We start from the raw sequence: 23,983 nt of genomic DNA, 5'->3' as shown, positions 1-23,983 counted from the left end.
CGCTTTTAGCAGGATCGTGCCACATGTACCGTTATGATATTCACGACCAAACGTTGGTTGACGAGCGCGTCGCTCAGTTTCGTGACCAAATGGACCGCTACCGCGCCGGGCGTTTGGGAGAAGAAGAGTTTCGCCCGCTGCGACTCCAAAACGGCCTGTATATTCAGAAGCATGCGCCAATGCTGCGAATCGCCATCCCCTACGGCATGCTGGCGGGCAAGCAGCTTCGCGCGTTAGCGGACATTACCCGCCGCTATGACCGTGGCTATGGCCACTTCACGACTCGGCAAAACTTGCAGCTGAACTGGCCCGCATTGGAAGACGTGCCCGATATTTTGGCTGACCTCGCCAAAGTACAAATGCACGCTATTCAAACCAGCGGCAACTGCATCCGCAATACCACCAGTGACCAGTTTGCCGGTATCGCGGGGGATGAAGTGGAAGACCCACGCCCTTGGTGTGAGCTAATTCGTCAGTGGTCAACCTTACATCCAGAGTTCGCCTACCTGCCGCGCAAATTTAAAATTGCTGTCAGCGGTGCCGCCCAAGATCGCGCAGCTATTCAAGTGCATGACATCGGCCTGCGGCTATGGCGTAACGAGGACGGCGACGTACGCATTAAAGTGCTAGCAGGTGGCGGCCTTGGCCGCACACCGATGATTGGCGACGTGGTGCGCGAAGACCTTCCCTGGCAGCATCTGTTAACGTATTTGGAAGCGTGTGTTCGCGTGTACAACCAATTTGGTCGCCGCGATAACAAGTTTAAAGCACGTATTAAAATACTCGTCAAAGCGCTCGGTATTGAAGAGTTTCGCCGCCGCGTTGACGAAGAGTGGGCGCATCTTAAAGATGGCCCACAAACACTCAACCAAGCAGCGGTTGATGCGGCCAAGATTCACTTCCCTGAACCAGAGCGTCGTCCGGTTGCTGAGAGCGCCATTGCCGATTTCGAACAGTTACGCAGCGAAAATCGTAGTTTGGCCCGCTTTGTGACGAATAACGTCACCGACCACAAAGTCCCTGGTTATAAAGCAGTGACTCTTTCACTTAAGCGCCGCGAACACGCGCCTGGTGATGTCACCGCGGATCAGATGGAAGCCGTCGCCGACTTGGCCGATCGCTATAGCTTCGGTGAAGTGCGCGTGACCCACGAGCAAAACTTAGTGCTGTCTGACGTTCCCGTCGATGAGCTGGAAGCACTCTGGAAAGAGCTTGATGCACTGGGCATGGCCAATCCGACTGTAGGTACGCTGAACGATATTATCTGCTGCCCTGGCGGCGACTACTGTGGCTTGGCCAACGCGGTCTCGATTCCCATCGCTCAAGCACTACAGGAGCGGTTTGAAGACCTGGACTTCCTCTATGACCTCGGCCCACTGGATCTGAATATTTCAGGCTGCATGAACGCTTGTGGGCATCACCACGTTGGTCACATCGGCATACTTGGCGTCGACAAAAAAGGCGAAGAGTATTACCAAATCTCAATTGGTGGTAACTCAACTGACGATGCCTCGTTAGGTAAAATCCTAGGGCCCTCTTTCTACCGCGAAGACGTGCCGGACGTTGTCGATAAGGTACTTCAAGTCTATGTGGCCGAACGTCACGCAGACGAGCGGTTCCTCGACACCTATCGCCGTATTGGCTTAAAACCCTTTAAGGAGCGTGTTTATGCCCAGCAATGACACTCAGACTGACGCGGTTGAGCTCACGCCGGTACATGTCGACCATCTGATCGCTGATGGTGAACTGGCAGCAGAGAATGCGTGGTGTGTGTCCTATGACGCAGACACGCTCCCTGAACAGCGTCCCGCCTTTGTGCCGCTGGCACTCTGGCAAGCGAATCAGGACGATGCCGAGCTAGCACCGCTGCTTTCAAGTGATACCGAGTTAACCACGGAGCTTGGCCAGCAGCTAAGCAGTACCAGTGCGGTTGCCATTGATTTCCCGGCATTTACGGATGGACGTGGCTACACGCTTGCTCGTTTGCTTCGCGAACGCTACGGCTATACTGGTGAAGTACGTGCGGTCGGTGATGTGTTGGTCGACCAGTTGGATTACATGCGCCGCTGTGGCTTTACCGCCATGGCTCTGCGTGATGATCAGCATCCAGACGACGCTATCCGTGCGTTAAACATGTTTAGCGTTCGCTACCAAACCGATTTTGAGCAGCGCCAAGCATTGTTCGAACGCCGCCTGGCGGACACCAAGCAGTAACCGCAAACGGTATCGAGATAGAAGTAAAAAGATAGAAGTAGAGATAGAAACAGAAAGGGCAGCTTCTCGGCTGCCCTTTTGCTTGATAAACAATTACTTGATAAACAATGGCAGGCTATCCGCGGCGTTTTTGCTGGCGCTCACGGTTGTTAGCTTTGGCACGGTCACTTTTACGTAGCATGACCCAGGTAGCACCAAGGCCACCCTCCGAAGGTTGCGCAGAAATATAAGCCTGCACTTCGTCGAACTGAGCAAGCCATTTAGCCAGATAGGAACGCAGGACATTCGCAGGACTATCTATTTCTCGACCTCTCCCATGCACAATGAGCACAGAGCGAAGGTCGTGGAGGTAAGCTTCTTGAATAAACGGGAACAGCATTCTACGGCACTCTGCCAACGGCCGTCGTAGCAGATGTAGTTGGGCCTGAACACTGTAACCACCATGCTTCAGTTTATCGACCACACCTTGCTGAATACCCTCACGGCGGTATTCAATCGGATCAAAGGGCGGCAACAAGTCGACAAAATCATCAGATAAGAAATTACGCTCTTCCAGACGCTGCTCAGCACTTTCACGACGAGCAAGCTGGGCCTCTGTAGGCCGCTGGCGCTGGGTACCTGTATCTGCGCGGTTATGCTTGGGTAACGGCTTTACATCGCCGACCAACGCACTGAAATCCATCTCATCACGAAGTGATTGATTCATAACAGGCTCCTCTGACAGGGTCTAATGCCCTTATCCTAGCAAACCCGCCGACATTGCTTAAGACTTGTTTTCATTAACATCTAACGCCACGCTGATAGCCAACATTATCAAAGGAGTGGGCATGGTTTGGTTAAAACGTTTGATCGCGTGTAGCGCAGCACTACTAATCGGTGCTGCAGGTTGGCTTTGGCTGACAATGCTGAGCCCGTGGTTTTACGAGCGCCCCTCCCACTTGCCAGTCATTGAAGAACGCACCCACAGTGTCTTCGTCTATGGCACGCTGCGCTATCTCCCTGTGCGCTGGGTGGTGATGGGAAGTTCAGGCAACCCACAACCAGCACGTCTTGAAGGCTTTAAAAAACAAGGCCTGGACTTGACTCCCGATACCCATAGCCATGTAGAAGGGTTACGGTTAGAAGTCACTGCGGATCAGCTACTGCGCTTGGATCGTTATGAGCGCCTAGGTATTCGCTATGAGCGGGTCAAACAAACGCTAACGGACGGTTCAACCGTATGGGTTTATCTACGTCTGCCCACGCTTAGCCAATTGCTTAACTCATCTCCTGTACAATCGGTAGCTCTGGTACCATAAGCAGACAACGCAGTGCCCTCTTTACGTCGTTATTTCTAGGATACCTCATGAGTGATTCCACGCCGTTTGTTTTAATTCTTTACTATTCGCGCTCAGGAGCCACTGCGGATATGGCAAGGCAAATTGCAGCAGGTGTCGAAAGCATTACGGGGATTGAAGCGCGGTTGCGCACCGTTCCCCCTGTCTCCACAACCTGTGAAGCCGTTGATCCCGAAATTCCAGCAGAGGGAGCAGTTTATGCAGACCTCGAGGATTTGCGCCACTGCAGCGCGTTGGCATTGGGTAGCCCTACGCGTTTTGGCAATATGGCTGCGCCGCTTAAGTATTTTCTAGATACGACCAGTAGCCTATGGATGAATGGCGCGTTGATTGATAAACCTGCCTGTGCGTTCACATCCACTTCCAGCCTCCATGGTGGCCAGGAAAGCACGCTTCTCAGCATGCTAATTCCGTTACTGCATCACGGCATGGTCTACGCCGGCATCCCCTATAATGAAACCGCCCTGCTTAGCACCCAAACCGGTGGCACCCCCTACGGGGCTAGTCATGTTGCCGGTGTGCGAAGTGACCGTTCTGTCGACGAGCACGAGCGTGCACTGTGTCTTGCTCAAGGCAAGCGGTTGGCTAGGCTTGCGCGAGCGCTGCATAAAATGCGCCAGGAGGAAGCGGCATGAGGCAGTGGTTAGAAGGTCTCGAGACTCGCCATGGACTCGATAAGCTCACACAGCAAGCAAGGCAGTTAGTACTCGTCAGCTTTGTCATTCTGCTGCTGCTAGTTATCTATCGTGGCTTTTTTATTCAGGGTGATACCTTTAACTGGCGTCCTGTTGTCGCATTTGTACTGCCACTCTTACTATTCCTACCCTCTATCATTGGTCAGCGAGCCAGAGGCCATGCTTGGTTAGCATTTGTCAGCCTACTGTACTTTACTCAAGGCACTATGCTGGCAACCCTACCCGGCCAAGGGGTTCGCGGTGTGCTGGAAGCTGTTACATCACTGGCACTATTTACTGGCTGTATGGCGTACGCACGTTTTCGCAGTCGTCAACAGCGCCAGGAGTAAGCTTAGATAACGCTCTGTTTGCTATAAATATCAGTAAGGATAAAACCACAACCAGCCACAAACGCCCGCCGCAACTAAAAAAGCACCTAGCGCAAACAGGCGATGCTTAGTTCGGTGGGCAGGTTTTATATCAATCGGTTCACTGTTGAAATGTTTGATTCCCGTCACCATCGCAGCGACTAAATTTTCTCCCTGCAGAGCATGCACAATGATGCCCGCAACATGGATGCCTATCAGGATAAGCAGCACATCACTATTGAGTGAATGCAAACTGGCTAGCTCGCCACTTATGTCTCGGCCCAGCAAACCGTAAAGTGGACCCTGGAAGAAGATATCGTCACTCAAAAACAGTCCACTCACTGCCTGAAAACTCAGTGAGAGTAACAAAAGGACCACCATCCACCCCCCCAGGGGGTTGTGGCTCGCGTAGCGGGGGGCACGTCGCTTCAGCAGCGCATTTGCATAAATTGCCGTATCTTTTGGACCATAGATAAACGCACTAAAGCGAGCATAGGCAGGACCTGAGACGCCCCATATCACGCGAAATATCAATAAACCAATAATGAGGTAGCCTGCTTGGGCATGAGCCTCAATCGGAAACAAAAACGGTGCGCCATTGGTTTTTGCGGTGTAAAACGAAATGATCACCGCTGCCAGCAGACACCAATGGAATAAGCGTACAAAGACGTCCCAAACGGCCAGCTGTTTTCTTTCATTCTGCATTACGTTGCCCTTTATCTTCTATTCATACATTTTCTCATTTCTTCAATGTTTCTGATATAACGCATTACAGAGCACAGTCGACGCGTTATACAATCAAGCAACTTTGCATTACCCGTAACGCCATCAACTTCTCGGCTGGGCTTCTAAATAGAGCTTGTCAGCAAAGCTTAGAGACAGGGCTTGAGCTTTACCGAAAGACCAGCGACCATGAACAAAATTTAAAGGGAGCAGTATTCAATGACACGCAATATAGCTGATATTAGGCGCGATTATGAAGGTGGCCGCCTTGATGAAGCCCAAGCCCCCGACAATCCCTTTGTGCTGTTTGATGAGTGGTTTAGCCTAGCGCTGGAAACAGAAGGACAAGACGGTAACGCAATGACCCTTGCTACGGTAGACAGTCAGGGGCGCCCCCATGCCCGTGTCGTTCTGCTCAAGGGGTTTGACGAGCAAGGTATGGTGTTCTTTACCAACTACCATAGCCACAAAGGTAGCGAGCTGAGCAACGTACCTTTTGCCGCCATCACCTTTTGGTGGCCCTCGCTGTCACGGCAAGTTCGCATCGAAGGTCCCGTAGAACAAGTGGCACAAGAAGAGTCTGATGAATACTTCTCGAGCCGGCCTCGTGGTAGCCAGCTGGGTGCCTGGATTGCTACCCAAAGCGTTGTGATCCCTGATCGTAATTGGATTGAAGAGCGGCAAAAACGCTTTGAACAAGCCTACGAAGGACAAGATATTCCGCGTCCGAATCACTGGGGCGGCTATCGAGTTAATCCTGAAATGATTGAGTTCTGGCAGGGGCAACCCAGTCGTCTTCACGACCGCCTACGCTTTGAACGGCGTGACGGCGGCGATTGGAGCCGCTTCCGCTTAGCTCCTTAATTAAGAAATCTATTAATATAGTGGTTTCTTAATTTAGACACTGTTTTCACTCGATTTACCCATCCCATGAATAAGCCTGCCTCTTTTGAGGCAGGCTTATTTGGGTCAGCAATAGCTTAGTCAGGCTGGCTCTCCAACCGGTGACGCTGCCATTCGCTTTCAGGCTCGTTCAACCTGAGCACGGCATCAATCACCTGCTCTTCCATGTTGTAGCGACATCTAAAGCCCAAGTGCTTCATCAAGGCGCGCATGGGATGGTTATCTACCATAATTTTGCCGATCATTTCGAGCGTGCCAATGTTGGTGCAGTAATCGATCATCTTTTTCATTAGCAGGCTACCAATACCAAGCCCCTGCAAGTCGTCACGGATAATGACCGAAAATTCCGTGCGAATATTATCGGGATCATTCCATACCCGAACGACACCCAACATCTCCTTACTCCCGTCATCGTGCTGATGTTCGGCAATAAAGGCCATCTGTCGGTCGTAGTTGATATGCGACAGAATCGACAAATCACGCTGGGTTAGGTTGGATTTATTATGGAAATAACGAAAACGAATGCTCTCCTCTGATAACTGTCGGTGGAACGTCGTAATCAGAGGGGCATCTTCCGCGCGGATGGGGCGAACCTCTACCCGCCATCCATTTGTCAGCGTTACCCATTCACGTAGCTCTTCAGGGTAAGGCATGATGGCAAAACGCGCAGGCGGGCCTAAGTCCATGGCAAAATCCACTGCTAACATCCCATCACGGTTCAGCAGCAAAGGATTGAGTTCGAGCCCCCTCAAGTCGCCCAAGTCAGAAGCCATTTGGGATAGCTTGACCAACAGTTGGCAGAGCCGCTGGATATCTCGTTCGGGATCGGCCGAATGCTCGCGAATCAATGAAGCCGCATGGGTTCTACCCACCACGTCAGCGGCTAAACTCATATTCAGTGGTGGTAGCGCAATCTGACGATCCGCTAGCACGTTCACTTTATAGCCACCTATCCCGAAAACAATCAGCGGACCGAACACAGGATCACGAGTGATCCCGGCACAGATCTGCATTGAGTGTTTACCACGCTGCATTGGCTGCAAACAGTATTCGCGAATAGCATATTCGGGGAATTTCTCGCGCACCTTATCGCCTAGCTGACGGATCCCTTCGGCCACTTGCTCCGGCGTTTCTAAATCTTGCAGTAGACCCGCGGATATTTTATGGGGGTGTTTACGGTAGCGATAAGGGCGGCAATTGCCCTCGTGAATGACTTTTAGCGCCTTAGGACCTGGAAAATGATCTGCCATCGCTAAGGCATCTTCCGGATTAGCCAAATAGACACTAGGTGCGGCAGGAATGCCATAGGCTTCTAGCACTTGGGCTGTTTCTGAATGGGTCAACGTTTGCCGCCCCTCCGCTTTGGCATTTTTAATCAGCGCGCGACACTCCGCACGAATCTCTGCGCTGGTGGAAAAAGGTAAGCTAGGCGGAATTTCATGCAGCAGCGCCTGAACACGCTGATAGTCCACCATATGCATAAATGCTTTCACTGCCTTTTCCGGCGATGTATAGGTGGGGATACCCGCCAAATTGCACACATGCCTAGCATTCAGGGCTTCTTTCAGCCCCATCCAACTCGTCAGCAAGTTACGTTTAAATGTTTTTCGATGATCAATCAGCGCCTGAGCGGTGGCCAATGAGGGCGCTAAACGAGTAGGCGCGTGAACCACCAGTACGGCATCCACATTTGGATCGGCAGTGACAATTTTTAACGCTTCTACAAAACGCTCTGGCGTCGCGTTGCCGCCTAAATCCACTGGGTTCTCACCGGGTTTGCTCATATCTACCTGGCTTTTATGCAGCACACGCTGGGTCTCTTCGCTAAACTCCGCCAGTTTACCGCCCGCACTTATCAGTTTATCGATCGCCAGCATGGCGGGCCCTAAGCCATTAGACACAATAGCCAATCGGTCGCCGCGAAGCGGCTTCATGCGCGATAAGGTTTCAAGCGCATCCAGCAATTCATCATAATCATTGACGCGAACAACGCCCGCTCGAGCGAAGGCCGCGTCAAAAACCACATCACGATTAGCAATACCTGGTGTGGGAGCCATACCCGAAATATCAGACTGTGGCGTTCGCCCACTCTTGATGGCGACTACCAAGCGGTTACGCGATGCATCACGTACGGAGGTCATAAAGTGCTGAGCATCCATCACGCGCTCAAGGTGCAGCAGAATCGCTTGCGCTGGAGAAAACTGATTCACATAATCAATCAAATCTGGCAGTAGAACATCAACACTGTCACCTACCGTGATCAAGTGTGAAAAGCCAACATCGCGACCTGCAGCCCAATCGATCATGGCATTTGCCAACATGCCCGATTGCCCTAAATAGGCCACCTTGCCTGCTTGAACTGGCTGACTGGCATAGGAAACATTCAGTTTCTTCCCAGGCACAATCAGCCCCATGCACTCGGGCCCTAGCACCCGAATACCCGACTCTATCGCCGACTGCAACATACGTTGCCGGATTGAGCCTTTGTTGCCCGTCTCACGATCAAGGTAGGCACCACCGGAAAGCACCAAAGCAGCTTTAACACCAAACTGCCCAAGTTTTTTGATAAGACTAGGAACACCATCGATTGGGGAACAGATAACCGCTAAATCAGGGATTTCTGGCAGTTCATTCACGGTGCGGACGCAATCCACGCCGAAGACTGTGTCATATCCTTTCAGATTGACCGCCCATATTTTCCCCCTAAAACCGCCCTCTTGGAGGTTACTGAGCACTAAACCACCCAACGAGGCTGGCTTTTCAGAGGCACCGAACACGGCCACTGTGCGCGGTTCGAAAAAATGATGCAAAAAACGTGTGCTCACGAATGCGTCTCCCCTGAAATTAATAACCACTGTGTACGACTTATTGACACTGTCGCGCAAGCCCCTGAGACGATTAAGGTGGCGATATTGTCTTCGGAGCGCTTGCATGATTACTGCCTACCTTACTCACCCAGACTGCGCATTGCACCATATGGGGCCCGAGCACCCTGAAAGCCCTCAACGGCTTGAAGCGATTCGTGCACGCCTATCTCTAGCAGGCCTTCTTCAACAAACCATGCAGGCGGACGCCAAAGAGGCGTGTGACGAGGCGTTAGCAAGAGTGCACCCAACAAGGCATCTTAATGCGTTAGAGAAGTGCCTACCGAAAGAAGGCATCGTTACACTCGATAGCGACACAATGATGAACCCCGATAGCCTAAAAGCGGCGAGAGTGGCCGCAGGAGCCGTCATTCGCGGAGTTGATCAAGTCTTTAAGCGCCAAGCTGACAACGTATTTTGCGCAGTACGGCCACCAGGGCATCATGCAGAAGCGGCTGATGCGATGGGGTTTTGTTTCTATAACAACATTGCCGTCGGTGCGGCCCATGCAAAAGCAAAATATGGTGCTAAACGTATCGCAATACTCGATTTTGATGTCCATCAATGCAACGGCACTATTGATATCTTCAAAAATGATCCAGAGGTACTGGTGTGCACGAGTTTCCAGTATCCGTTTTACCCATGGCGTTATTTACGCAGTGAATGGCAGAATGTGGTCAATACGCCGCTGGAAGTAGGCACTGATAGTAAAGAGTTTAGACGCATTATCGAACGACAGTGGCTTCCCGCCCTCCATGCGTTCAAACCAGACTTAGTAATGCTTTCTGCAGGCTTTGATGCCCATCGCGACGACCCTATGGGAGACATCTGTTTAGAAGATGAGGACTTTTATTGGATAACCCACTTAGCAATGGAGATTGCAGCCCTCTATGCAGAAAACCGGGTAGTTTCAGTACTTGAGGGGGGATATAACCCGAAAACCCTCGCTAGCGGAGCAGAAGCTCACTTAAAAGCGCTATTGGGTTTGCCCTTTACGGATGTTCCATGACGTATGCCAATCACTATTGAGAAACGTCATGCGACGGCGACCTTGATACAGAGCGTCTGTGATAACATGCGGTTTTATTGACGTTTACTCACGTGGCTTTTTATGACCGCTACTACTGAAGAGCATGCTGCGCTGCGCATAGCCTCTGGGCGAAAGCCCTTTGTCGAACCTTTACGCCTGGGGGAACGTTTAAAACAGATTCGCCTTGCTAACCAGTGGACATTGGAAGACGTCAGCCAGCGCACAGGCTTAGCACGGTCAACGCTCTCCAAGATCGAAAATGACCAAGTGTCGCCTACGTTCAGTGTGGTTCAAAAACTTATTACCGGCCTGAACATCGACCTGCCCCAGCTATTTACGCCGCCGAAGCGTGAGCGCTATACCATGGGGCGTAGAGATCTTACCCGTAAGGGCAAGGGCCAAGTGCACCCTACCCCTACCTACGAGCATGAGCTGCTAGGGCATCAGCTTGCTCAAAAGCGCATGATTCCCTTCAAGACCATTGTTAGAGCACGCAGTTTTGATGAGTATCATCAGTGGGTTCGACACGACGGTGAAGAATTTCTGATGATTTTAGAAGGCGATATTTTGTTATACACAGAATTTTATGCGCCACTCATGCTCGCCGAAGGCGATAGTATTTATTTTGATAGCGACATGGGGCATGCCCTTGTTTCTACCAGCCCAGAAGATGCGGTCGTGCTTTCTGTTTGCACACGGGGCGACTCGGTCTAACGCCAAGATTTCGTATTGCTCAAAATAACCGCAAAAAATAGCTATAAACAGTTTGTGGGCTTAGGAAGGCCAGCGATGCGAGCAATACGCTTTGGTGGACTCCCCGGAAACAGCATCATTAAATAAATCGAATTCCCCTTCTCATCACCCAGCGCCTGTTTTGTGGCTTTCACTAAGGGCCGCATTGCGGGTGCCATTTCATATCGAGTATAAAAATCGCGCACCAGCTGAATAATTTCCCAGTGTTTTTCTGTGAGGGTTAACCCTTCATCCTCAGCGAGTAACTGAGCAACCTCATCGCTCCACTGATCCTGCTTAACTAGATATCCCTCAGGATCTAGTTGAATCTTTTGTGATAAATCAAGATAACGGTATAAACTTTGATTACTCATATTCAATACCAGGAAATGATCTTTTCATTTTGCTCGGTCAACCTAATAAAGCCATCCATCTCTATCAAAGGCAGCCCATGGCTTGTGGCAACAGAGTGAACCCCTCTCGAAATAGCATCTTCAGCTAGCAAAAAAATCGACGCTGTATTGGCTGCCCAGCCTTGCCATTCAGGATAGAGCGCAGCCTGCACGCCGTCTTCTATCAGCACAACAGAATCGCCATTGCTGAGTGCGTTAAGCATTTGCACAGCAGCATCGCTATGGGGAGGTTTATTCAGAATATGCAGCATAGTTATTGGCTACTCTGCTAAAAATTGAGCGCAAAATTAAAAATTAAGAACATAATTATAACGCTGGAATAGGTCTGGCACGTCTGAAGGCGAGACTAGGGTAACTCCCTCAACCAGCTGATCAGTGGCTATATTGAAGGCTTGTAGAGTCTCGGTAGGGACTAATATGTTTTCTATATCGTACATTTCTAACATATTAATTGTCGGTAGCGTGGCTTTTTGGCCAGGCGCGCCAACCTGTTGCTCTTTGAGTAACGCGAATATCCCCTGCCCTAAAAACAGCAGATCAACAGCTTGCCCAAAGGCAGCAGACACTAGCGCAACATCCAGCCCTTCCCGCAACTCATTTGAGCTATAGGGCGCATGTCGTATAACGATAAGTCGCTCATTTGCTTCAGCCATCTTAGTCCTACCTATCTACTCTGGTCGCCCTGTTTTCAGCCCTGTTCTCACTACTAAGCAAACGTAATCAAACGATCACAGCGCTGCTGTAGCTCAAGCAGTTGTCCTAGCCCCGTTAATTCAAAGGGTGGCTCAAGATTGAAGTTCACTTTCCCGTGCCGCTTTGCCTCTGCTTCACTCACCACGCCACGGCGTAACGCCGCCGCGATGCATACATCTAATGCCACCCCGTGCTGATGATGCAGGTCAACCCAAGCATCTCGCATATTGAGCTCATCCTGTGGAGGAGACATTAGTCGGGAGGCATTATGAACGCCATCTTGATAGAAAAAAACGCCCTTGATGTGGTGTCCTTCATTTAGCACTGCTTGGGCAAATCGCAGCGCGGAATGAGGGGCTGCACTACTATACGGCGCCCCCATGACCAATAAGCCATACTCCATCGGATTATCTCGATACAGTCCGCCCTAAAAAAAACAGACCCTAGCAAGTAGGGTCTGTCGCGATAGTACTGCAGGGGTTGATCAATCGTTGCTCATAATGCCTAAAATCGAGAGCAGACTGATGAACAGGTTATAAATGGAAACATAAAGCGTAATAGTTGCGAGGATGTAGTTGGTCTCTCCCGCCCGGTGAACAATTTCACTGGTTTGGTAGAGGATCGCAGCTGATGCAAACAGCACAAAACCAGCGGAAACCATCAATGAAAGCGCAGGAATATTGAAGATCAGCCCAGCTACCATGGCCAAAATCAACACAATGGCACCAGCCATTAGGAAATTACCTAAAAAGCTGAAGTCTTTCTTGGTGGTTAATGCAACCGCAGAAAGGCCAATAAACGTCAAGCCAGTCATTGCCAATGCATTCATTATCAAAGCGCCACCGTTAGGCAACGTAAGATAGGCGGAAATGATTGGGCCAAGCGTAAAGCCCATAAATCCGGTGAATGCAAAAGTCGCCAGCAGACCAGCTGCTGAATTGGCCGTTTTGTGAACCAGGAACATCAGCCCGTATGCACCGATAAAGAACACAAAAATGTTCATTTGTTGGATGCCCATTGCGACAGAGGCACCAGCGGTGACTGCAGAGAATAGCAATGTCATGGCCAATAGCGCGTAGGTGTTACGCAGAACTTTATTAGCGCTAACACTACTTACTTCGCTGCGCGTTTGCGCTCTCGCCGTGTTCGAATCGTTAAAAGCCATTTATCTATGCTCCCTAATGGTAATACTAACAACGGACAAGGATGCCGTTACCAAGTTCCAGACGCAAGTATTTGTCTTCCACGCAAACAACTGCTTTTTAAGGCACTTGCTCCTCCAGCGTTGACTATGCTTAACATTCCACACCACTTTGGACATAGAAATGCGCTATAAAATTCCCCTGACCGTGCCACATTTGGCGTGATTATCTTCGCCTCTTCTGCTTACAGCTTCACTGCTGGCGGTGAAACGTTATCGTCGTCTTCTTCCTTGTGAGGTAAATGCTGCATTGTCGCTGCTTGACGCGCATCCTGAGCGTTATAGAGACGTGCATCGATCACGTTCAGCACCGCCAACTGTGCAAATAGCACGGCAAAACAAATAATCAGACCTTTTAACATGGCAGTGCTCCTTGGTGGGCTAACAACATCGTCGTTGGTAGCGAATAATAGTCCTAGGCGGAAAGAAAGCAACGGTGTTTGGTAAAATCACCATTTGCCCTATCAATTTACTCTATTAATCCGCAAATTCTTCAGTGTCAATATCGGCTTGTTGCGCATCGCTATAACGAGCGCCAGCGACTTGGCTCGGCAACAGCATACCGTTGAGCTGAGTCACTGTTGCGTCATCCAGTACGACCGTTTCAGCGCGTAAGTTCTCGCGTATATGCGTCACTGAGCAGGAACCAGGAATAGGCACAATATGATGGCCCTGGGCGTTTAACCAAGCTAGCGCCAGCTGTGCGAGTGAGATCTCAAGACGCCTAGCCATTGTTTTAACGTCATCCAACAAAGCTATATTGTGAGGTAAATTGTCTTTACTAAAGCGAGGCATTCCGGCGCGCATATCCCCTGTCGAAAACTGGGTACTTTCTTCCACTGCCCCCGTCAGAAAACCACGCCCAAGTGGACTGAACGCCACTAAGGCGGCACCGAGCTCCGCACATACATCCTTCAGAGCAATGTCGGGATTACGTGTCCAGAGTGAGTATTCTGACTGTACTGCTGCGACTGGATATTCCGCATTACCTCTACTAAGTGTTTCTGCCGATACCTCAGATAAACCAACCGCGCCAATTTTACCCTCTTCCACTAGTCGGCCCAGCGCCCCAACACTCTCTTCGATAGGAACACTGCGATCTAGGCGATGCAGGTAGTAAATATCCAAATAATCCGTTTTCAGTCGTGACAGACTCTCTTCACACTGGCGACGCAATGTGCCGGGGCGACCATCGATAATGCGCTTCCCTGTTTCAGCATCCAATGCCATTCCACACTTGCTGGCGAGAAACAGCTGGTGCCTTTTTGTTTTTAAAGCGAGCCCCAACAACCGCTCATTTGCTGTTCCACCATAGAGCGTCGCCGTATCAAAATGGCGGTATCCCATCTCAAAGGCTTCTTCCAATACCCGAAGCGCCTCTGTTTCTGGCACATACTGCCCATAGCCATGGGAAAGATTCATGCATCCCAAGCCAATACGAGGAGACGAGACACCGTTTAATCGGTCAAAGAACACGGACATAGCAACCTCTGGGTGATTGACGTTAATTGGATAGTAGTGCGCTAGTGTTATGCGTTTTACCCCTGGCTACAAACCTGCGACTGCAGCCAGTCAGGCAATCGGTGTTCAAGATAATAACGCGGCCGCCACGGAGGCCCCTCTATAAAGCCCACATGGCCACCCGAGGCATGAAGCTCCAGGGTGACATTGCTTGGCAAAGTTTCCGCATTAGGAACGCTCTGTGGGTAGATAAAAGGGTCATCTAGCGCATGCACAATAAGCGTTGGAATACGAAGGTGCTCCACGAAGAAAGCACTGCTGCAGCGATGGTAATAGTCATCAGCACTTTCAAAGCCATGCAGTGGCGCAGTAACGCGGCCATCGAAGTCCCAAAACGTCTTCATACCTTGTAATGTTTCAAGCGCCGCTAAACACGCCAGTTCTTCCCTTCGCCCTTGGCGTAAAAACACCTGCTGTTTATGTTCAACATACTGGCGCAAGTCTCGCAGGAAACGGGCCTGGTAAATTCTGGAGAAGCCTTTACTTATTCGGTCTGCGCAGTGGTCTAGCCGAAACGGTACCGATACTGCTACCGCCGCCTGCAACGGAGTATTGCCACCCTCTTCACCCAAATACTTGAGCAACACATTGCCACCCAATGAGTAACCTATCGCGGCAAACAATTTGTATGGATAGCGTAACGTTAGTTGCTGAACCACATCCGCTAAGTCCTCACTCGCGCCAGAGTGATATCCCCTGGCACGATGGTTTGGCTCACCAGAGCAGCCACGCCAATTGACAGCCACGCTCTGCCAACCGCGCGCCGCTAACGCTTGTTGTTGCCCTAGTATATACAGTGAAGAAGAACTGCCAGTTAGGCCATGAAGCAGCAGTACACAATTCGCCGACTCACCCTCAGGCCCATACCAATCCACATCGATAAAATCACCATCTTGAAGCCTCATTCGCTCCCGCCGGCGTTGTAATTGGGGCGATGTCCGCCATAGCGGGCTATAGAGCGTTTGCAAATGTCCACCTGGCAGCCAGCGCGAAGGTCGAAATGGAGGCAGAGGTGAAGACGGTAGTGAAGACCGTATTGAAGACATGGAGGAAAAGCGCCAGCAAAAAAACAGCTGAATAGCTTAGCAAAATTTGTAAGCAGATTTGATTATGGCAGAAATATCGCCTGGAGCTCGCCTAAAGCAGAAGCCACTTGTGTGCAGCGTTCTCATAGATGCGACAATACGCCATGCATCATTAGATACTTTCAACTTACGTCGCAGAGTGGTTTCAACTACTATTATTAATGATTAAAGAAATATAGCCATAGCCTTTAAGAATATAGCTCCTGCGACAACTACTGATTTTCAATACTTTCATGCCACACGATCTAGGAGGTCGCCATGGAATTAGATCCTCTGTTGCTTTCAAGGCTGCAGTTCGCTTTTGTTGTCTCTTTTCATGCCATTTTTCCGGTGTTTACTATCGGTCTGGCTTCCTACATCGCGCTACTGCATGGCCTGTTTTACAAAACGGAAAACCCCGCTTGGGATCGCTTGGCGCTCTTCTGGACAAAAGTGTTTGCCGTTGTGTTTGGCATGGGCGTCGTATCAGGCATTGTTATGTCGTTTCAGTTTGGTACTAACTGGAGCAACTTTGCCTACGCCACATCTAACTTCTTAGGTCCTGTCCTCAGCTATGAGGTAGTAACGGCCTTTTTCCTAGAAGCTGCTTTTCTAGGCGTACTGTTATTTGGCCGCAATAAAGTACCTGAAGGTGTGCATTTATTTGCTGCCATCATGGTTGCTGTAGGCACGTTTATATCTTCTTTCTGGATACTTTCTGCCAACAGTTGGATGCAAACTCCTGCAGGTTTTGAGCTGATCGACGGTCGGTTTCATATCACTTCTTGGATGGAAGCACTCTTTAACCCCTCCTTCTGGTATCGCTTTGTTCACATGGGCATGGCTTCTTTCCTAACCGGCGGGTTCGTCGTTGCAGGTGTTAGCGCCTGGTTCTTACTGCGCAAGCGTGATGTTGAAGCTAACAAAAAAGCGCTATCCATGTGTTTGTGGTTACTGCTGATCTTAGCGCCAGCACAAGCGGTAGTCGGCGATTTTCACGGTCTGAACACCTTGGAGCACCAGCCAACGAAAGTAGCCGCCATGGAGGGTAACTGGGAAACGCAAACCAATGTGCCACTTCTGCTTTTTGCTATTCCTGATAAAGAAGCCCAGACCAATCATTTTGAAATTGGCATCCCCAACCTTGCCAGCTTGATTCTGACGCACCATGTCGATGGTGAAGTTCCGGGGCTTAACGCAGTACCGATAGAAGAGCAGCCTCCTGTCATCATTGTATTCTGGGCTTTCCGCGTCATGGTAGGCATTGGCTTGCTGATGATTGCTGTTGCGCTGACTGGATTGTTTCTGCGTCGTAAGGGGCGTGTCTATGAAAACACGCTTTTCTTAAAAACGCTTACCGTCATGATTGCATCCCCTTTCCTTGCGGTTCTGGGTGGTTGGATTGTTACCGAATCAGGACGTGCGCCTTGGTTAGTGTATGGCGTCATGACTCACGCGGAAGGGTTAACGCCTTCCCTTACTGGCGGTATGGCGCTGTTTACCTTGATTGGCTATATCGCTGTTTACAGCGTGGTGTTTTTTACCGGTATTTATTATCTAACGCGCGTTGTGCGCAATGGCATGAAAGAAGAAACACAGGCTGAAGTTGAAGGCGAGGTTGAACGCCCGAAACGCCCCCTATCAGCAGCACACACCCCCTTTGATGATGATTTGGAAGGAGCCAACACATGAGTATTGATCTTTCACTCATCTGGGCTGCCATTATTGGCTTTGGCGTCATTATGTATGTCTTGATGGATGGCTTCGATCTAGGGCTTGGGATTTTGTTTCCCTTCGCGCCTGATGAAGAGTCACGCGATGTGATGATGAACTCTGTTGCTCCCGTGTGGGATGGCAATGAGACTTGGTTAGTACTAGGTGGTGCAGGGCTGCTCGGCGCCTTTCCTTTAGTTTATTCCGTGTTTTTGCCCGCGCTCTATATCGGTGTTTTCCTAATGCTGGCTGGCTTGATTTTTCGCGGCATCTCGTTCGAGTTTCGCTTCAAGTCTAAGAAAAACCGCCGTTGGTGGAACCGCGCATTTTGTTGGGGCTCTGCCATTGCGACCTTCGCTCAAGGCGCGGTCGTCGGCGCTTACATCCAAGGGTTTGCTGTCGAAGACTTTCGCTATGTCGGTGGCGCACTGGATTGGTTGACGCCCTTTACTGTATTGACGGGGCTTGGACTAATGGCGGGCTACGCACTGCTTGGTTCTACGTGGCTGATCCTGAAGTCAGAAGGCCATGTCCAGCAGTGGGCCTATCGCATCACACCAAAATTACTCTTAGCGGTATTGGTGGTATTTGGCATTGTTAGCCTGTGGACACCGCTGGTTAGTCCAGAAGTGCGTGACCGCTGGATGAACCAGATCCACCTAATTTGGCTGTTCCCCATTCTTGCCATGGTCTGCGCTGGAGCTCTTTATCGTGCCGTAAAACGCCAGCAGGAAGGCTTACCGTTTGTCTCAACATTGGGCCTATTTATCTTTACCTACCTAGGCCTCATCGCCAGTAAATGGCCGGTTATCGTACCGCCCAACTATACAATTTGGGATGCCGCTTCAGCACCTGAGTCGCAATTGTTTTTGCTGATCGGCGTGCTGTTTGTAATCCCTATCGTATTGGCCTACACCGCCTGGTCTTACTGGGTATTCCGCGGCAAGGTAAAAGTAGGCGAAGGGTACCACTGAGGCTTTACCAGTTAATCTGTTGATTGCTTGTCACAAATTGCTTGTAACAAAAAAGAAGGGTGCCATTTGGGCACCCCTCTTTTATTACTTTGGATATAGCATAGACCTCACTGAGCGCGGTCTAAAGCTTGACAGTAGGATCAGCAAAACCATGCGGCACATAAAGATTATGAGGGCCTAAGCGGCTAACGTCTGTTTCGCCACATAGCGCCATAGTGGTATCAAGCTCTTTATGGATAATCTGTAGCGCCCTGGTGACGCCCTCTTCACCGGCAGCCCCTAAACCATAGGTAAAAGCACGCCCAATGTAGGTTCCCTTAGCCCCCAGCGCCAACGCTTTCAGCACGTCCTGGCCCGAACGGATACCAGAATCGAGATGGACTTCTATCTCGTCACCCACTTCATCGATAATACTTGTCAGCATTCGGATCGAGCTCATTGCTCCATCAAGCTGACGTCCGCCATGATTAGAAACAATAATGGCATCAGCGCCTATCTCTACGGCACAGCGCGCATCCTCAGGGGTCATAATGCCCTTCACAATCAGCTTACCGCCCCACCACTCTTTGAATTGCGCAATACGCTTCCAGTCCAGCGATACATCGAAGGCTTCTGCTGTCCACGCTGACAATGAGGAAGGGTCAGTAACCCCTTTGGCATGCCCCACAATATTGCCAAATGAGCGACGCTTGGTTTTCAGCATCTCCAGACCCCAAGGAATTTTCGCCGCCATGTTGGCAATCGATTTTGCAGTCAATTTAGGGGGTGCAGAGAGTCCGTTTTTGAGATCTTTGTGGCGCTGCCCCAGTACTTGCAAATCGACAGTGACCACAACAGCTGAGCAGTTAGCCGCCTTGGCACGCTCAAACAAGCGGCGCATAAAATCATCATCTTTTAAGGTATACACCTGGAACCAGAACGGCTGCGTAGTGTGTTCTGCGACGTCCTCAATCGAGCAAATCGACATGGTCGACAGCGTAAACGGCACACCAAATTTTTCAGCCGCCCGTGCTGCTTTAATTTCGCCATCTGCCGATTGCATTCCCGTTAGCCCTACAGGTGCAAGCGCAACCGGCATAGCCACATCTTCGCCCAGCATAGAACTTCGCGTAGAACGCCCTGACATATCGACCGCAACACGCTGTTTTAAATGAATATGCTGGAAGTCGCTGGTATTTTCACGAAAGGTTTGCTCTGTCCAACTGCCCGACTCGGCATAGTCATAAAACATTTTTGGTGTACGGCGGGCGTAATGGCGACGAAGGTCTTCAATGTTGGTATAGATCGGCATAACACATCCTTAATAGATATTGTTCTCATTAGCATCTATAACAGATGACCTCAAAATAGCGCATTACTCAAGAAAATAATTATATAACAGTGATGACACTGGCGGTCAGTGCCTCTGACTGCTAGCCTGATAAACAGGAAACTAGTCTTACGTTCATGATATTTCTAATCAATTTAACAGTATAAAAGCCTCTCCAAGTAATTACACTGCTACCTAATGTGTCGAGTTTGCACGCATAACAACTAGGATTAGTGCCTTGCCCTGGGCAAATAAAAACGACTCACATAGGCAGGTATTCCAGATGATCTCCCCCGCCCAGCACCAAAATCCTTCAGCCAATATCATTCGCTCGTTGCTGAAGCATACTAACGAGCTTTCTGTTTATTCAAAGGACATGCCCTACGCCTTAACCGCGGAGGTTATAGAGCTAGACCTGAGCACTGGGCACATGGTACTGGGAATCGAATACGCAGGATTAGATATCGAGCGTTATTTTGCTCATGGCAGCGTCAACTTTGACTTAGAAGCACTAAAAGGCGCCCATACCATGGAGCGTGAAACATACAGCCTCAGCAATGTCGCTGCCAAACTACAGAAATCGGATAGCACTCATTACCGCCTAGAGTGCCAGCTACCAGAGTCCGTGTTTGTCCAAGAAAATAGGGGCGCGGTTCGCATTCCTTTTATTCTCGGTATGCTAGCCCGCGTAGGCCTAGAGGTTTACTCCAACAATCTTCATGTGCTGGGGCGATTACGTAACCTTTCAATCGGCGGTTGTATGGTCGATATCGATTTGGCAGACAGTGTAGCAATCGGTGTCGACCAGAACATTCCTGGTGTGACACTCGAATTTCCTAATGGAGAGAGCTTTTTTGCCGAAGGCAGAATCTGCCATATGCGCCCTTTTGGCAATCATGGTTATGCGGCGGTGGGCGTTCAGTTCATCAACCTATCGACATCACAAGCCGAAACCCTATTTCAATTCGTTAATGAGTCCGAGAGAGAAGCTGCCTACCGTACCGGATCCAACGATAAGCTGACGTATCACTCTTCCCTTTTCATTCCTGGCCTCAAAGAGAAGAAAATCTTGCAGCGAGAAGCCCAAGAGCGTGAGAAGCAAGGCCGCCAGCCGCCGATGGAACGCGGTGTGATGGATGTCGCCCATCAGCTTCAGATATCGCTGATGTATATGAAAAATCGCGAGTTATTCCCTAGCGATATTTTATACGATTGCGTTGATACACTGCGTTATCTTATCGAACAGGATCGCAAAGCGTTTCTGTATGCGCTGGCATACCTGAGGGAAGAACCAGACTGGGTTAGGCATGCCGTTCAGGTCGCAGGTCTGCTGGCCGACTTACTACTCTCCCGAGACCCGCACGACCCACAGGTGCGTGAAGCGATGCTCGGTGCACTGCTACACACCATTGGCAAGCCACTGTTAGTAAGCGAAGAATTACCATCGTTGAAGGTAAGCATGAACCCGGCGCAGAAGTTAATTCTCAGTGGCCATGTCGAAGAGCTACTCAATAAACTTCACGCGCTAGGTTGGAAGCCAAGCCCCACCTGCCGCGATGTCATTGAGAATGCTAATGAGCGACTAGACGGTTCTGGCTATCCCGCAGCGAAGCGCAGCCATCAATTATCGAAGCTAATTCGTTTGATAGCGGTCATCAAAGTGGTCAATAAGCTATTACACTCGCGTAATGGAGAACCAGCGCACTCTCCCCTCGATGCTTACCGTATCGTCAATAATGCAGACACGGCCTACGACAAAACAGTGTTAGTTGAGTACATCCAAGTGTACGGTCTTTACCCAATTGGGTGCTTGGCCAAATACTCGGGCAGTTTTCTGGCTTGGGTTATGGATGTCGACGCAAAAGGCATGCCGAATCAGGTTCATATCGTTAAAAATCTGCGCTTTCCTGAAACCAACATCAGTAGCGTGATATTCCAAAGCGATATAACCCAGATTGGCAAGCTCGAAGGCATCGTCAATCCCTTTGATTATGGGGTAAAGGTACTCAAAATTTAGCGGTCTTGAGAACCACTTACCCTCGACGCAAGTTACTCGGTGAACGCCAATATCTGCTCCAACAGAGCACGCTTACGCGGCAGCAAGCTCACTTCTAACCCTAGCGGCCGGAATACACGATTCTTAACCTCTAGGGTGACATTGTTCTTGTCGCCTTCCAGATCCGATAACGTTCGTCGACTGATACCCACCAAAGCGGCATAACGTGTTTGGTTCAACCCCAGCACATCGCGGCGTAACGCACGCAATAACGCACCATCGGTGATTTCCCCCGCATAGAAACGTTTCAACAGAGCAACCAGGGCCTCTTCGCGATCATCAGAATAACGCTTCATAACAACCCCCAGCGCTTGAATCGAGTGTTGATAGTGCGTAGGCCGACTGCAGGCATGTCAAGGATTCGGGGTGGAACTCCACGGGCAGCCAAGCGTTCATCGACGCCCTCTAGCTTCAATGCAAGCGCACGGAGCTCTTCCATCACTCGTTCTGGATCGACAACGTCTGCCAGGGTGTCGGCAATTCCTCGCCAATCGTACTCCCCGCCAACTTCCAGGGGCGTTCCCCATTGCGTTGTTCGTGTCACCCCCTCGGGGTCAGCCTTCATGGGCGCGAAGTCATATACGGGGGCAAGTTCAATGCCTTCGGGGCGCTTCAATAACGCCGTATTCCGGCCATGATTGTCAGAGTTGCCGAAAGCGATATTCAACAAATCACGCTTAATCCACTCCAAAGCAAAGCGCTCGCCCTCGAAAACAGCGCCTTGTTCTTGCACGCGATATTGAGCGCTCAGCAAACTAATCAGTTGGCGGATTGTTTCGCCATGATGCAGAAAGGTGCCCGGCGCGGCGCCTACCAAGGAGTAGACTGACTCCAGGCCATAGCGAACCCAAGTGCCGTCGAGGTACTGCATGTCGAAACGGGGTAACCACAGAGACGGGTAACGCTCTCCCTCCACCAAACGCATCTGTTCGGTATCTATCGTGGCCACCCCTAACGATGCAAGCTCCTGATAGTAGTGATATTCAGCTCTCAAGATGTCGCAATCGTCAGCTGAACGTCTACCGCGCGGGAATTTCACCAGCATGGGTAGGTCAGATCGGTGGTTTTCATCCTGCCAAGTATCAATCCAGACGTGGTCGTCGTTCGTCAATCTAAGCAGCAATTTTGGCGCTTCACCGCCAGCCCCAGTGGCACCACCACTGGCCGCCCCCATCTGCTGGGCATACTCTAAAAAGTCCACCTGACGCTCTACAACGCTTTGCAGCGGAAACCGTCGCTCCTCTAAGGCTTTCTTTACGGAGAGATCAGGCACTGATTCTTTGATTCGTAAGTTGCCGACCGGCGCGATAGTGCCACGTGCCAGCAATTCAGCATCCTGTTGCCCAACCGGTAAATCGTGAAGCCCTAAATAATCCACCCAAAAACGTCGGCTAGCGCCCGCCGGCATAATGTCTTCCAAGAAACCAAACCAGTGTGGCGATTCATGGGTCAGCATTAACTCGATAGGCAACCGCATACTGCAAGCGTGCAAGTCATCTTGAAATAGCCACTCAACGGCATAGTCAGTCGCATAGCGCAGCCGAGATTCCCCGCGAGTACCCTGCTCAGGGTTAGGCAACGACAATTCAGCCGCATCATGCCACGCTTGTTCAAAATGAACCTGTATCGTTAACTTCACGAATCACCCATGTCGAAAGCCGCTGATGTCCGAAATTACTGATGCGCAGTAAAGTGCTCAAAAACTCTTCCACCGATTACTTATGAGCAGTTTAGCGCACATAATAACTACAAAAAAGAATTAATGAGCACTATAGTGCACACTAAATTATCCACACGAGCGCCATATTGGAGCCTAATGTGAATATTACCCATTTAGAGCATGTGTTTATCGCGCTGCTGATTCAAATGGCTCTACTTCCTTTTGCAAACGCAAGAGTCACCGGTGCCATCGCGATAGCACTGTTGCTTGGACGTGAGATTGCACAACATGAATACAGGTTAGCCGTTCAACGTGGCTGGGAATGGGGGCAAACATTACCGGTGGGCATATTTGAAGGTGTTTGGCGTGGCTGGACGCTGGATTCGGTATTAGACGTTGTTTTACCTGCCCTGGCATGCACAGTAGTGGCCATTACGATCAAAATCATAAAGCCAAACGGCTAAATCGCGAAAGCTAAGTGTTTAGGAACGACAAAAGGCCCTGACTCCTTAGAAGCTTTTAACAAGCCTTTAT

At 50.3% G+C, this 23,983-nt stretch carries 26 protein-coding genes; 12 read left to right on the top strand and 14 right to left on the bottom strand.

Annotated features, from left to right (window positions below):
* The first annotated feature begins 23 nt into the window (after positions 1–23).
* Positions 24–1,682 (top strand): nitrite/sulfite reductase, encoded by a 1,659-nt coding sequence (locus ACN06F_RS08740; RefSeq protein WP_038484232.1) that lies wholly within the window; start codon positions 24–26, stop codon positions 1,680–1,682.
* A complete protein-coding gene (locus tag ACN06F_RS08735) occupies positions 1,669–2,214 on the top strand; it encodes a DUF934 domain-containing protein (protein ID WP_433925021.1) in 546 nt (181 codons plus the stop codon). The genes ACN06F_RS08740 and ACN06F_RS08735 overlap by 14 nt, the downstream gene beginning before the upstream one ends.
* Positions 2,215–2,329: 115 nt before the next feature.
* On the opposite strand, the gene smrA is transcribed toward ACN06F_RS08735, so the two are convergent.
* The gene (gene smrA, locus ACN06F_RS08730) at positions 2,330–2,920 is read right to left on the bottom strand and encodes a DNA endonuclease SmrA (RefSeq protein ID WP_433925020.1); all 591 of its coding nucleotides are present in this window, start codon (positions 2,918–2,920) and stop codon (positions 2,330–2,332) included.
* A 121-nt stretch (positions 2,921–3,041) separates the two neighbouring features.
* Here smrA and ACN06F_RS08725 point away from each other — a divergent pair, with 121 nt between their 5' ends.
* The 3 genes from ACN06F_RS08725 to ACN06F_RS08715 are packed head-to-tail and all read left to right on the top strand — an operon-like array spanning position 3,042 to position 4,575.
* Positions 3,042–3,512 carry a gamma-glutamylcyclotransferase family protein gene (locus ACN06F_RS08725; protein ID WP_433925019.1) on the top strand — a complete coding sequence of 157 codons (471 nt, stop codon included), beginning with the start codon at positions 3,042–3,044 and terminating at the stop codon, positions 3,510–3,512.
* A 47-nt stretch (positions 3,513–3,559) separates the two neighbouring features.
* A complete protein-coding gene (wrbA, locus tag ACN06F_RS08720; protein WP_038484219.1) occupies positions 3,560–4,186 on the top strand; it encodes an NAD(P)H:quinone oxidoreductase in 627 nt (208 codons plus the stop codon).
* A complete protein-coding gene (locus ACN06F_RS08715; RefSeq protein WP_038484216.1) occupies positions 4,183–4,575 on the top strand; it encodes a DUF2069 domain-containing protein in 393 nt (130 codons plus the stop codon). The genes wrbA and ACN06F_RS08715 overlap by 4 nt, the downstream gene beginning before the upstream one ends.
* A gap of 30 nt (positions 4,576–4,605) precedes the next feature.
* On the opposite strand, the gene ACN06F_RS08710 is transcribed toward ACN06F_RS08715, so the two are convergent.
* On the bottom strand, positions 4,606–5,298 hold the full coding sequence (locus tag ACN06F_RS08710; RefSeq protein WP_038484213.1) for a cytochrome b/b6 domain-containing protein: 693 nt from the start codon (positions 5,296–5,298) through the stop codon (positions 4,606–4,608).
* A gap of 237 nt (positions 5,299–5,535) precedes the next feature.
* Here ACN06F_RS08710 and pdxH point away from each other — a divergent pair, with 237 nt between their 5' ends.
* A complete protein-coding gene (pdxH, locus tag ACN06F_RS08705) occupies positions 5,536–6,180 on the top strand; it encodes a pyridoxamine 5'-phosphate oxidase (RefSeq protein WP_038484211.1) in 645 nt (214 codons plus the stop codon).
* Between the two features lie 116 nt (positions 6,181–6,296).
* On the opposite strand, the gene ACN06F_RS08700 is transcribed toward pdxH, so the two are convergent.
* Entirely contained in the window at positions 6,297–9,044 is a 2,748-nt protein-coding gene (locus tag ACN06F_RS08700; RefSeq protein ID WP_231656925.1) for a bifunctional acetate--CoA ligase family protein/GNAT family N-acetyltransferase, read from the bottom strand.
* Positions 9,045–9,150: 106 nt separating this feature from the next.
* Between ACN06F_RS08700 and ACN06F_RS08695 the strand changes: the two genes are divergently transcribed.
* On the top strand, positions 9,151–10,092 hold the full coding sequence (locus ACN06F_RS08695; protein WP_038484205.1) for a histone deacetylase family protein: 942 nt from the start codon (positions 9,151–9,153) through the stop codon (positions 10,090–10,092).
* Positions 10,093–10,194: 102 nt separating this feature from the next.
* Positions 10,195–10,827: a helix-turn-helix domain-containing protein gene (locus ACN06F_RS08690; protein WP_038484202.1), complete on the top strand. Its 633-nt coding sequence runs from the start codon at positions 10,195–10,197 to the stop codon at positions 10,825–10,827.
* Between the two features lie 41 nt (positions 10,828–10,868).
* Here the strand turns inward: ACN06F_RS08690 and ACN06F_RS08685 are convergent, their stop codons facing one another.
* The 8 genes from ACN06F_RS08685 to ACN06F_RS08650 form a co-directional block, all read right to left on the bottom strand.
* Positions 10,869–11,219 (bottom strand): TusE/DsrC/DsvC family sulfur relay protein, encoded by a 351-nt coding sequence (locus ACN06F_RS08685; RefSeq protein ID WP_433925018.1) that lies wholly within the window; start codon positions 11,217–11,219, stop codon positions 10,869–10,871.
* A 2-nt stretch (positions 11,220–11,221) separates the two neighbouring features.
* The gene (gene tusB / locus ACN06F_RS08680) at positions 11,222–11,509 is read right to left on the bottom strand and encodes a sulfurtransferase complex subunit TusB (protein WP_038484196.1); all 288 of its coding nucleotides are present in this window, start codon (positions 11,507–11,509) and stop codon (positions 11,222–11,224) included.
* A 36-nt stretch (positions 11,510–11,545) separates the two neighbouring features.
* Complete coding sequence (gene tusC / locus ACN06F_RS08675) at positions 11,546–11,911, bottom strand: sulfurtransferase complex subunit TusC (protein ID WP_038484193.1); 366 nt, start codon at positions 11,909–11,911, stop codon at positions 11,546–11,548.
* 53 nt (positions 11,912–11,964) lie between these two features.
* Positions 11,965–12,354, bottom strand: coding sequence for a sulfurtransferase complex subunit TusD (tusD, locus tag ACN06F_RS08670; protein ID WP_038484190.1), 390 nt, complete (start codon positions 12,352–12,354; stop codon positions 11,965–11,967).
* A gap of 81 nt (positions 12,355–12,435) precedes the next feature.
* The gene (locus tag ACN06F_RS08665; RefSeq protein ID WP_038484188.1) at positions 12,436–13,116 is read right to left on the bottom strand and encodes a Bax inhibitor-1/YccA family protein; all 681 of its coding nucleotides are present in this window, start codon (positions 13,114–13,116) and stop codon (positions 12,436–12,438) included.
* Between the two features lie 221 nt (positions 13,117–13,337).
* Positions 13,338–13,514: a hypothetical protein gene (locus tag ACN06F_RS08660; protein ID WP_167457121.1), complete on the bottom strand. Its 177-nt coding sequence runs from the start codon at positions 13,512–13,514 to the stop codon at positions 13,338–13,340.
* A gap of 115 nt (positions 13,515–13,629) precedes the next feature.
* On the bottom strand, positions 13,630–14,634 hold the full coding sequence (locus tag ACN06F_RS08655; protein ID WP_287706511.1) for an aldo/keto reductase: 1,005 nt from the start codon (positions 14,632–14,634) through the stop codon (positions 13,630–13,632).
* Between the two features lie 56 nt (positions 14,635–14,690).
* Positions 14,691–15,719 (bottom strand): hydrolase, encoded by a 1,029-nt coding sequence (locus ACN06F_RS08650; RefSeq protein WP_433925017.1) that lies wholly within the window; start codon positions 15,717–15,719, stop codon positions 14,691–14,693.
* Positions 15,720–16,016: 297 nt separating this feature from the next.
* On the opposite strand from ACN06F_RS08650, the gene ACN06F_RS08645 reads away from it, so the two are divergent.
* Complete coding sequence (locus ACN06F_RS08645; RefSeq protein WP_433925016.1) at positions 16,017–17,429, top strand: cytochrome ubiquinol oxidase subunit I; 1,413 nt, start codon at positions 16,017–16,019, stop codon at positions 17,427–17,429.
* Complete coding sequence (cydB, locus tag ACN06F_RS08640) at positions 17,426–18,424, top strand: cytochrome d ubiquinol oxidase subunit II (RefSeq protein WP_038484179.1); 999 nt, start codon at positions 17,426–17,428, stop codon at positions 18,422–18,424. The genes ACN06F_RS08645 and cydB overlap by 4 nt, the downstream gene beginning before the upstream one ends.
* A gap of 121 nt (positions 18,425–18,545) precedes the next feature.
* Here the strand turns inward: cydB and ACN06F_RS08635 are convergent, their stop codons facing one another.
* Entirely contained in the window at positions 18,546–19,715 is a 1,170-nt protein-coding gene (locus tag ACN06F_RS08635) for an alpha-hydroxy acid oxidase (protein ID WP_433925015.1), read from the bottom strand.
* Positions 19,716–20,016: 301 nt separating this feature from the next.
* On the opposite strand from ACN06F_RS08635, the gene ACN06F_RS08630 reads away from it, so the two are divergent.
* A complete protein-coding gene (locus ACN06F_RS08630) occupies positions 20,017–21,750 on the top strand; it encodes a PilZ domain-containing protein (RefSeq protein ID WP_433925014.1) in 1,734 nt (577 codons plus the stop codon).
* 32 nt (positions 21,751–21,782) lie between these two features.
* Here the strand turns inward: ACN06F_RS08630 and ACN06F_RS08625 are convergent, their stop codons facing one another.
* Both ACN06F_RS08625 and ACN06F_RS08620 read right to left on the bottom strand, forming a co-directional pair.
* Positions 21,783–22,085 (bottom strand): helix-turn-helix domain-containing protein, encoded by a 303-nt coding sequence (locus ACN06F_RS08625; RefSeq protein WP_089038352.1) that lies wholly within the window; start codon positions 22,083–22,085, stop codon positions 21,783–21,785.
* Complete coding sequence (locus ACN06F_RS08620; RefSeq protein ID WP_433925013.1) at positions 22,082–23,428, bottom strand: type II toxin-antitoxin system HipA family toxin; 1,347 nt, start codon at positions 23,426–23,428, stop codon at positions 22,082–22,084. The genes ACN06F_RS08625 and ACN06F_RS08620 overlap by 4 nt, the downstream gene beginning before the upstream one ends.
* Positions 23,429–23,607: 179 nt before the next feature.
* On the opposite strand from ACN06F_RS08620, the gene ACN06F_RS08615 reads away from it, so the two are divergent.
* Positions 23,608–23,913: a hypothetical protein gene (locus ACN06F_RS08615; protein WP_193060419.1), complete on the top strand. Its 306-nt coding sequence runs from the start codon at positions 23,608–23,610 to the stop codon at positions 23,911–23,913.
* Positions 23,914–23,983 lie beyond the last annotated feature (70 nt).

It is taken from the genome of Vreelandella sp. 21 (assembly GCF_050995515.1).
Taxonomy (GTDB): domain Bacteria; phylum Pseudomonadota; class Gammaproteobacteria; order Pseudomonadales; family Halomonadaceae; genus Vreelandella; species Vreelandella alkaliphila.
This window is presented reverse-complemented; position numbering and strand designations above follow the sequence as displayed.

Coding starts and splice junctions, on each gene's coding strand:
- ACN06F_RS08740 (WP_038484232.1), top strand. CDS start 24: ATGTACCGTTATGATATTCACGACCAAACGTTGGTTGACGAGCGCGTC.
- ACN06F_RS08735 (WP_433925021.1), top strand. CDS start 1,669: ATGCCCAGCAATGACACTCAGACTGACGCGGTTGAGCTCACGCCGGTA.
- smrA (WP_433925020.1), bottom strand. CDS start 2,920: ATGAATCAATCACTTCGTGATGAGATGGATTTCAGTGCGTTGGTCGGC.
- ACN06F_RS08725 (WP_433925019.1), top strand. CDS start 3,042: ATGGTTTGGTTAAAACGTTTGATCGCGTGTAGCGCAGCACTACTAATC.
- wrbA (WP_038484219.1), top strand. CDS start 3,560: ATGAGTGATTCCACGCCGTTTGTTTTAATTCTTTACTATTCGCGCTCA.
- ACN06F_RS08715 (WP_038484216.1), top strand. CDS start 4,183: ATGAGGCAGTGGTTAGAAGGTCTCGAGACTCGCCATGGACTCGATAAG.
- ACN06F_RS08710 (WP_038484213.1), bottom strand. CDS start 5,298: ATGCAGAATGAAAGAAAACAGCTGGCCGTTTGGGACGTCTTTGTACGC.
- pdxH (WP_038484211.1), top strand. CDS start 5,536: ATGACACGCAATATAGCTGATATTAGGCGCGATTATGAAGGTGGCCGC.
- ACN06F_RS08695 (WP_038484205.1), top strand. CDS start 9,151: ATGATTACTGCCTACCTTACTCACCCAGACTGCGCATTGCACCATATG.
- ACN06F_RS08690 (WP_038484202.1), top strand. CDS start 10,195: ATGACCGCTACTACTGAAGAGCATGCTGCGCTGCGCATAGCCTCTGGG.
- ACN06F_RS08685 (WP_433925018.1), bottom strand. CDS start 11,219: ATGAGTAATCAAAGTTTATACCGTTATCTTGATTTATCACAAAAGATT.
- tusB (WP_038484196.1), bottom strand. CDS start 11,509: ATGCTGCATATTCTGAATAAACCTCCCCATAGCGATGCTGCTGTGCAA.
- tusC (WP_038484193.1), bottom strand. CDS start 11,911: ATGGCTGAAGCAAATGAGCGACTTATCGTTATACGACATGCGCCCTAT.
- tusD (WP_038484190.1), bottom strand. CDS start 12,354: ATGGAGTATGGCTTATTGGTCATGGGGGCGCCGTATAGTAGTGCAGCC.
- ACN06F_RS08665 (WP_038484188.1), bottom strand. CDS start 13,116: ATGGCTTTTAACGATTCGAACACGGCGAGAGCGCAAACGCGCAGCGAA.
- ACN06F_RS08660 (WP_167457121.1), bottom strand. CDS start 13,514: ATGTTAAAAGGTCTGATTATTTGTTTTGCCGTGCTATTTGCACAGTTG.
- ACN06F_RS08655 (WP_287706511.1), bottom strand. CDS start 14,634: ATGTCCGTGTTCTTTGACCGATTAAACGGTGTCTCGTCTCCTCGTATT.
- ACN06F_RS08650 (WP_433925017.1), bottom strand. CDS start 15,719: ATGTCTTCAATACGGTCTTCACTACCGTCTTCACCTCTGCCTCCATTT.
- ACN06F_RS08645 (WP_433925016.1), top strand. CDS start 16,017: ATGGAATTAGATCCTCTGTTGCTTTCAAGGCTGCAGTTCGCTTTTGTT.
- cydB (WP_038484179.1), top strand. CDS start 17,426: ATGAGTATTGATCTTTCACTCATCTGGGCTGCCATTATTGGCTTTGGC.
- ACN06F_RS08635 (WP_433925015.1), bottom strand. CDS start 19,715: ATGCCGATCTATACCAACATTGAAGACCTTCGTCGCCATTACGCCCGC.
- ACN06F_RS08630 (WP_433925014.1), top strand. CDS start 20,017: ATGATCTCCCCCGCCCAGCACCAAAATCCTTCAGCCAATATCATTCGC.
- ACN06F_RS08625 (WP_089038352.1), bottom strand. CDS start 22,085: ATGAAGCGTTATTCTGATGATCGCGAAGAGGCCCTGGTTGCTCTGTTG.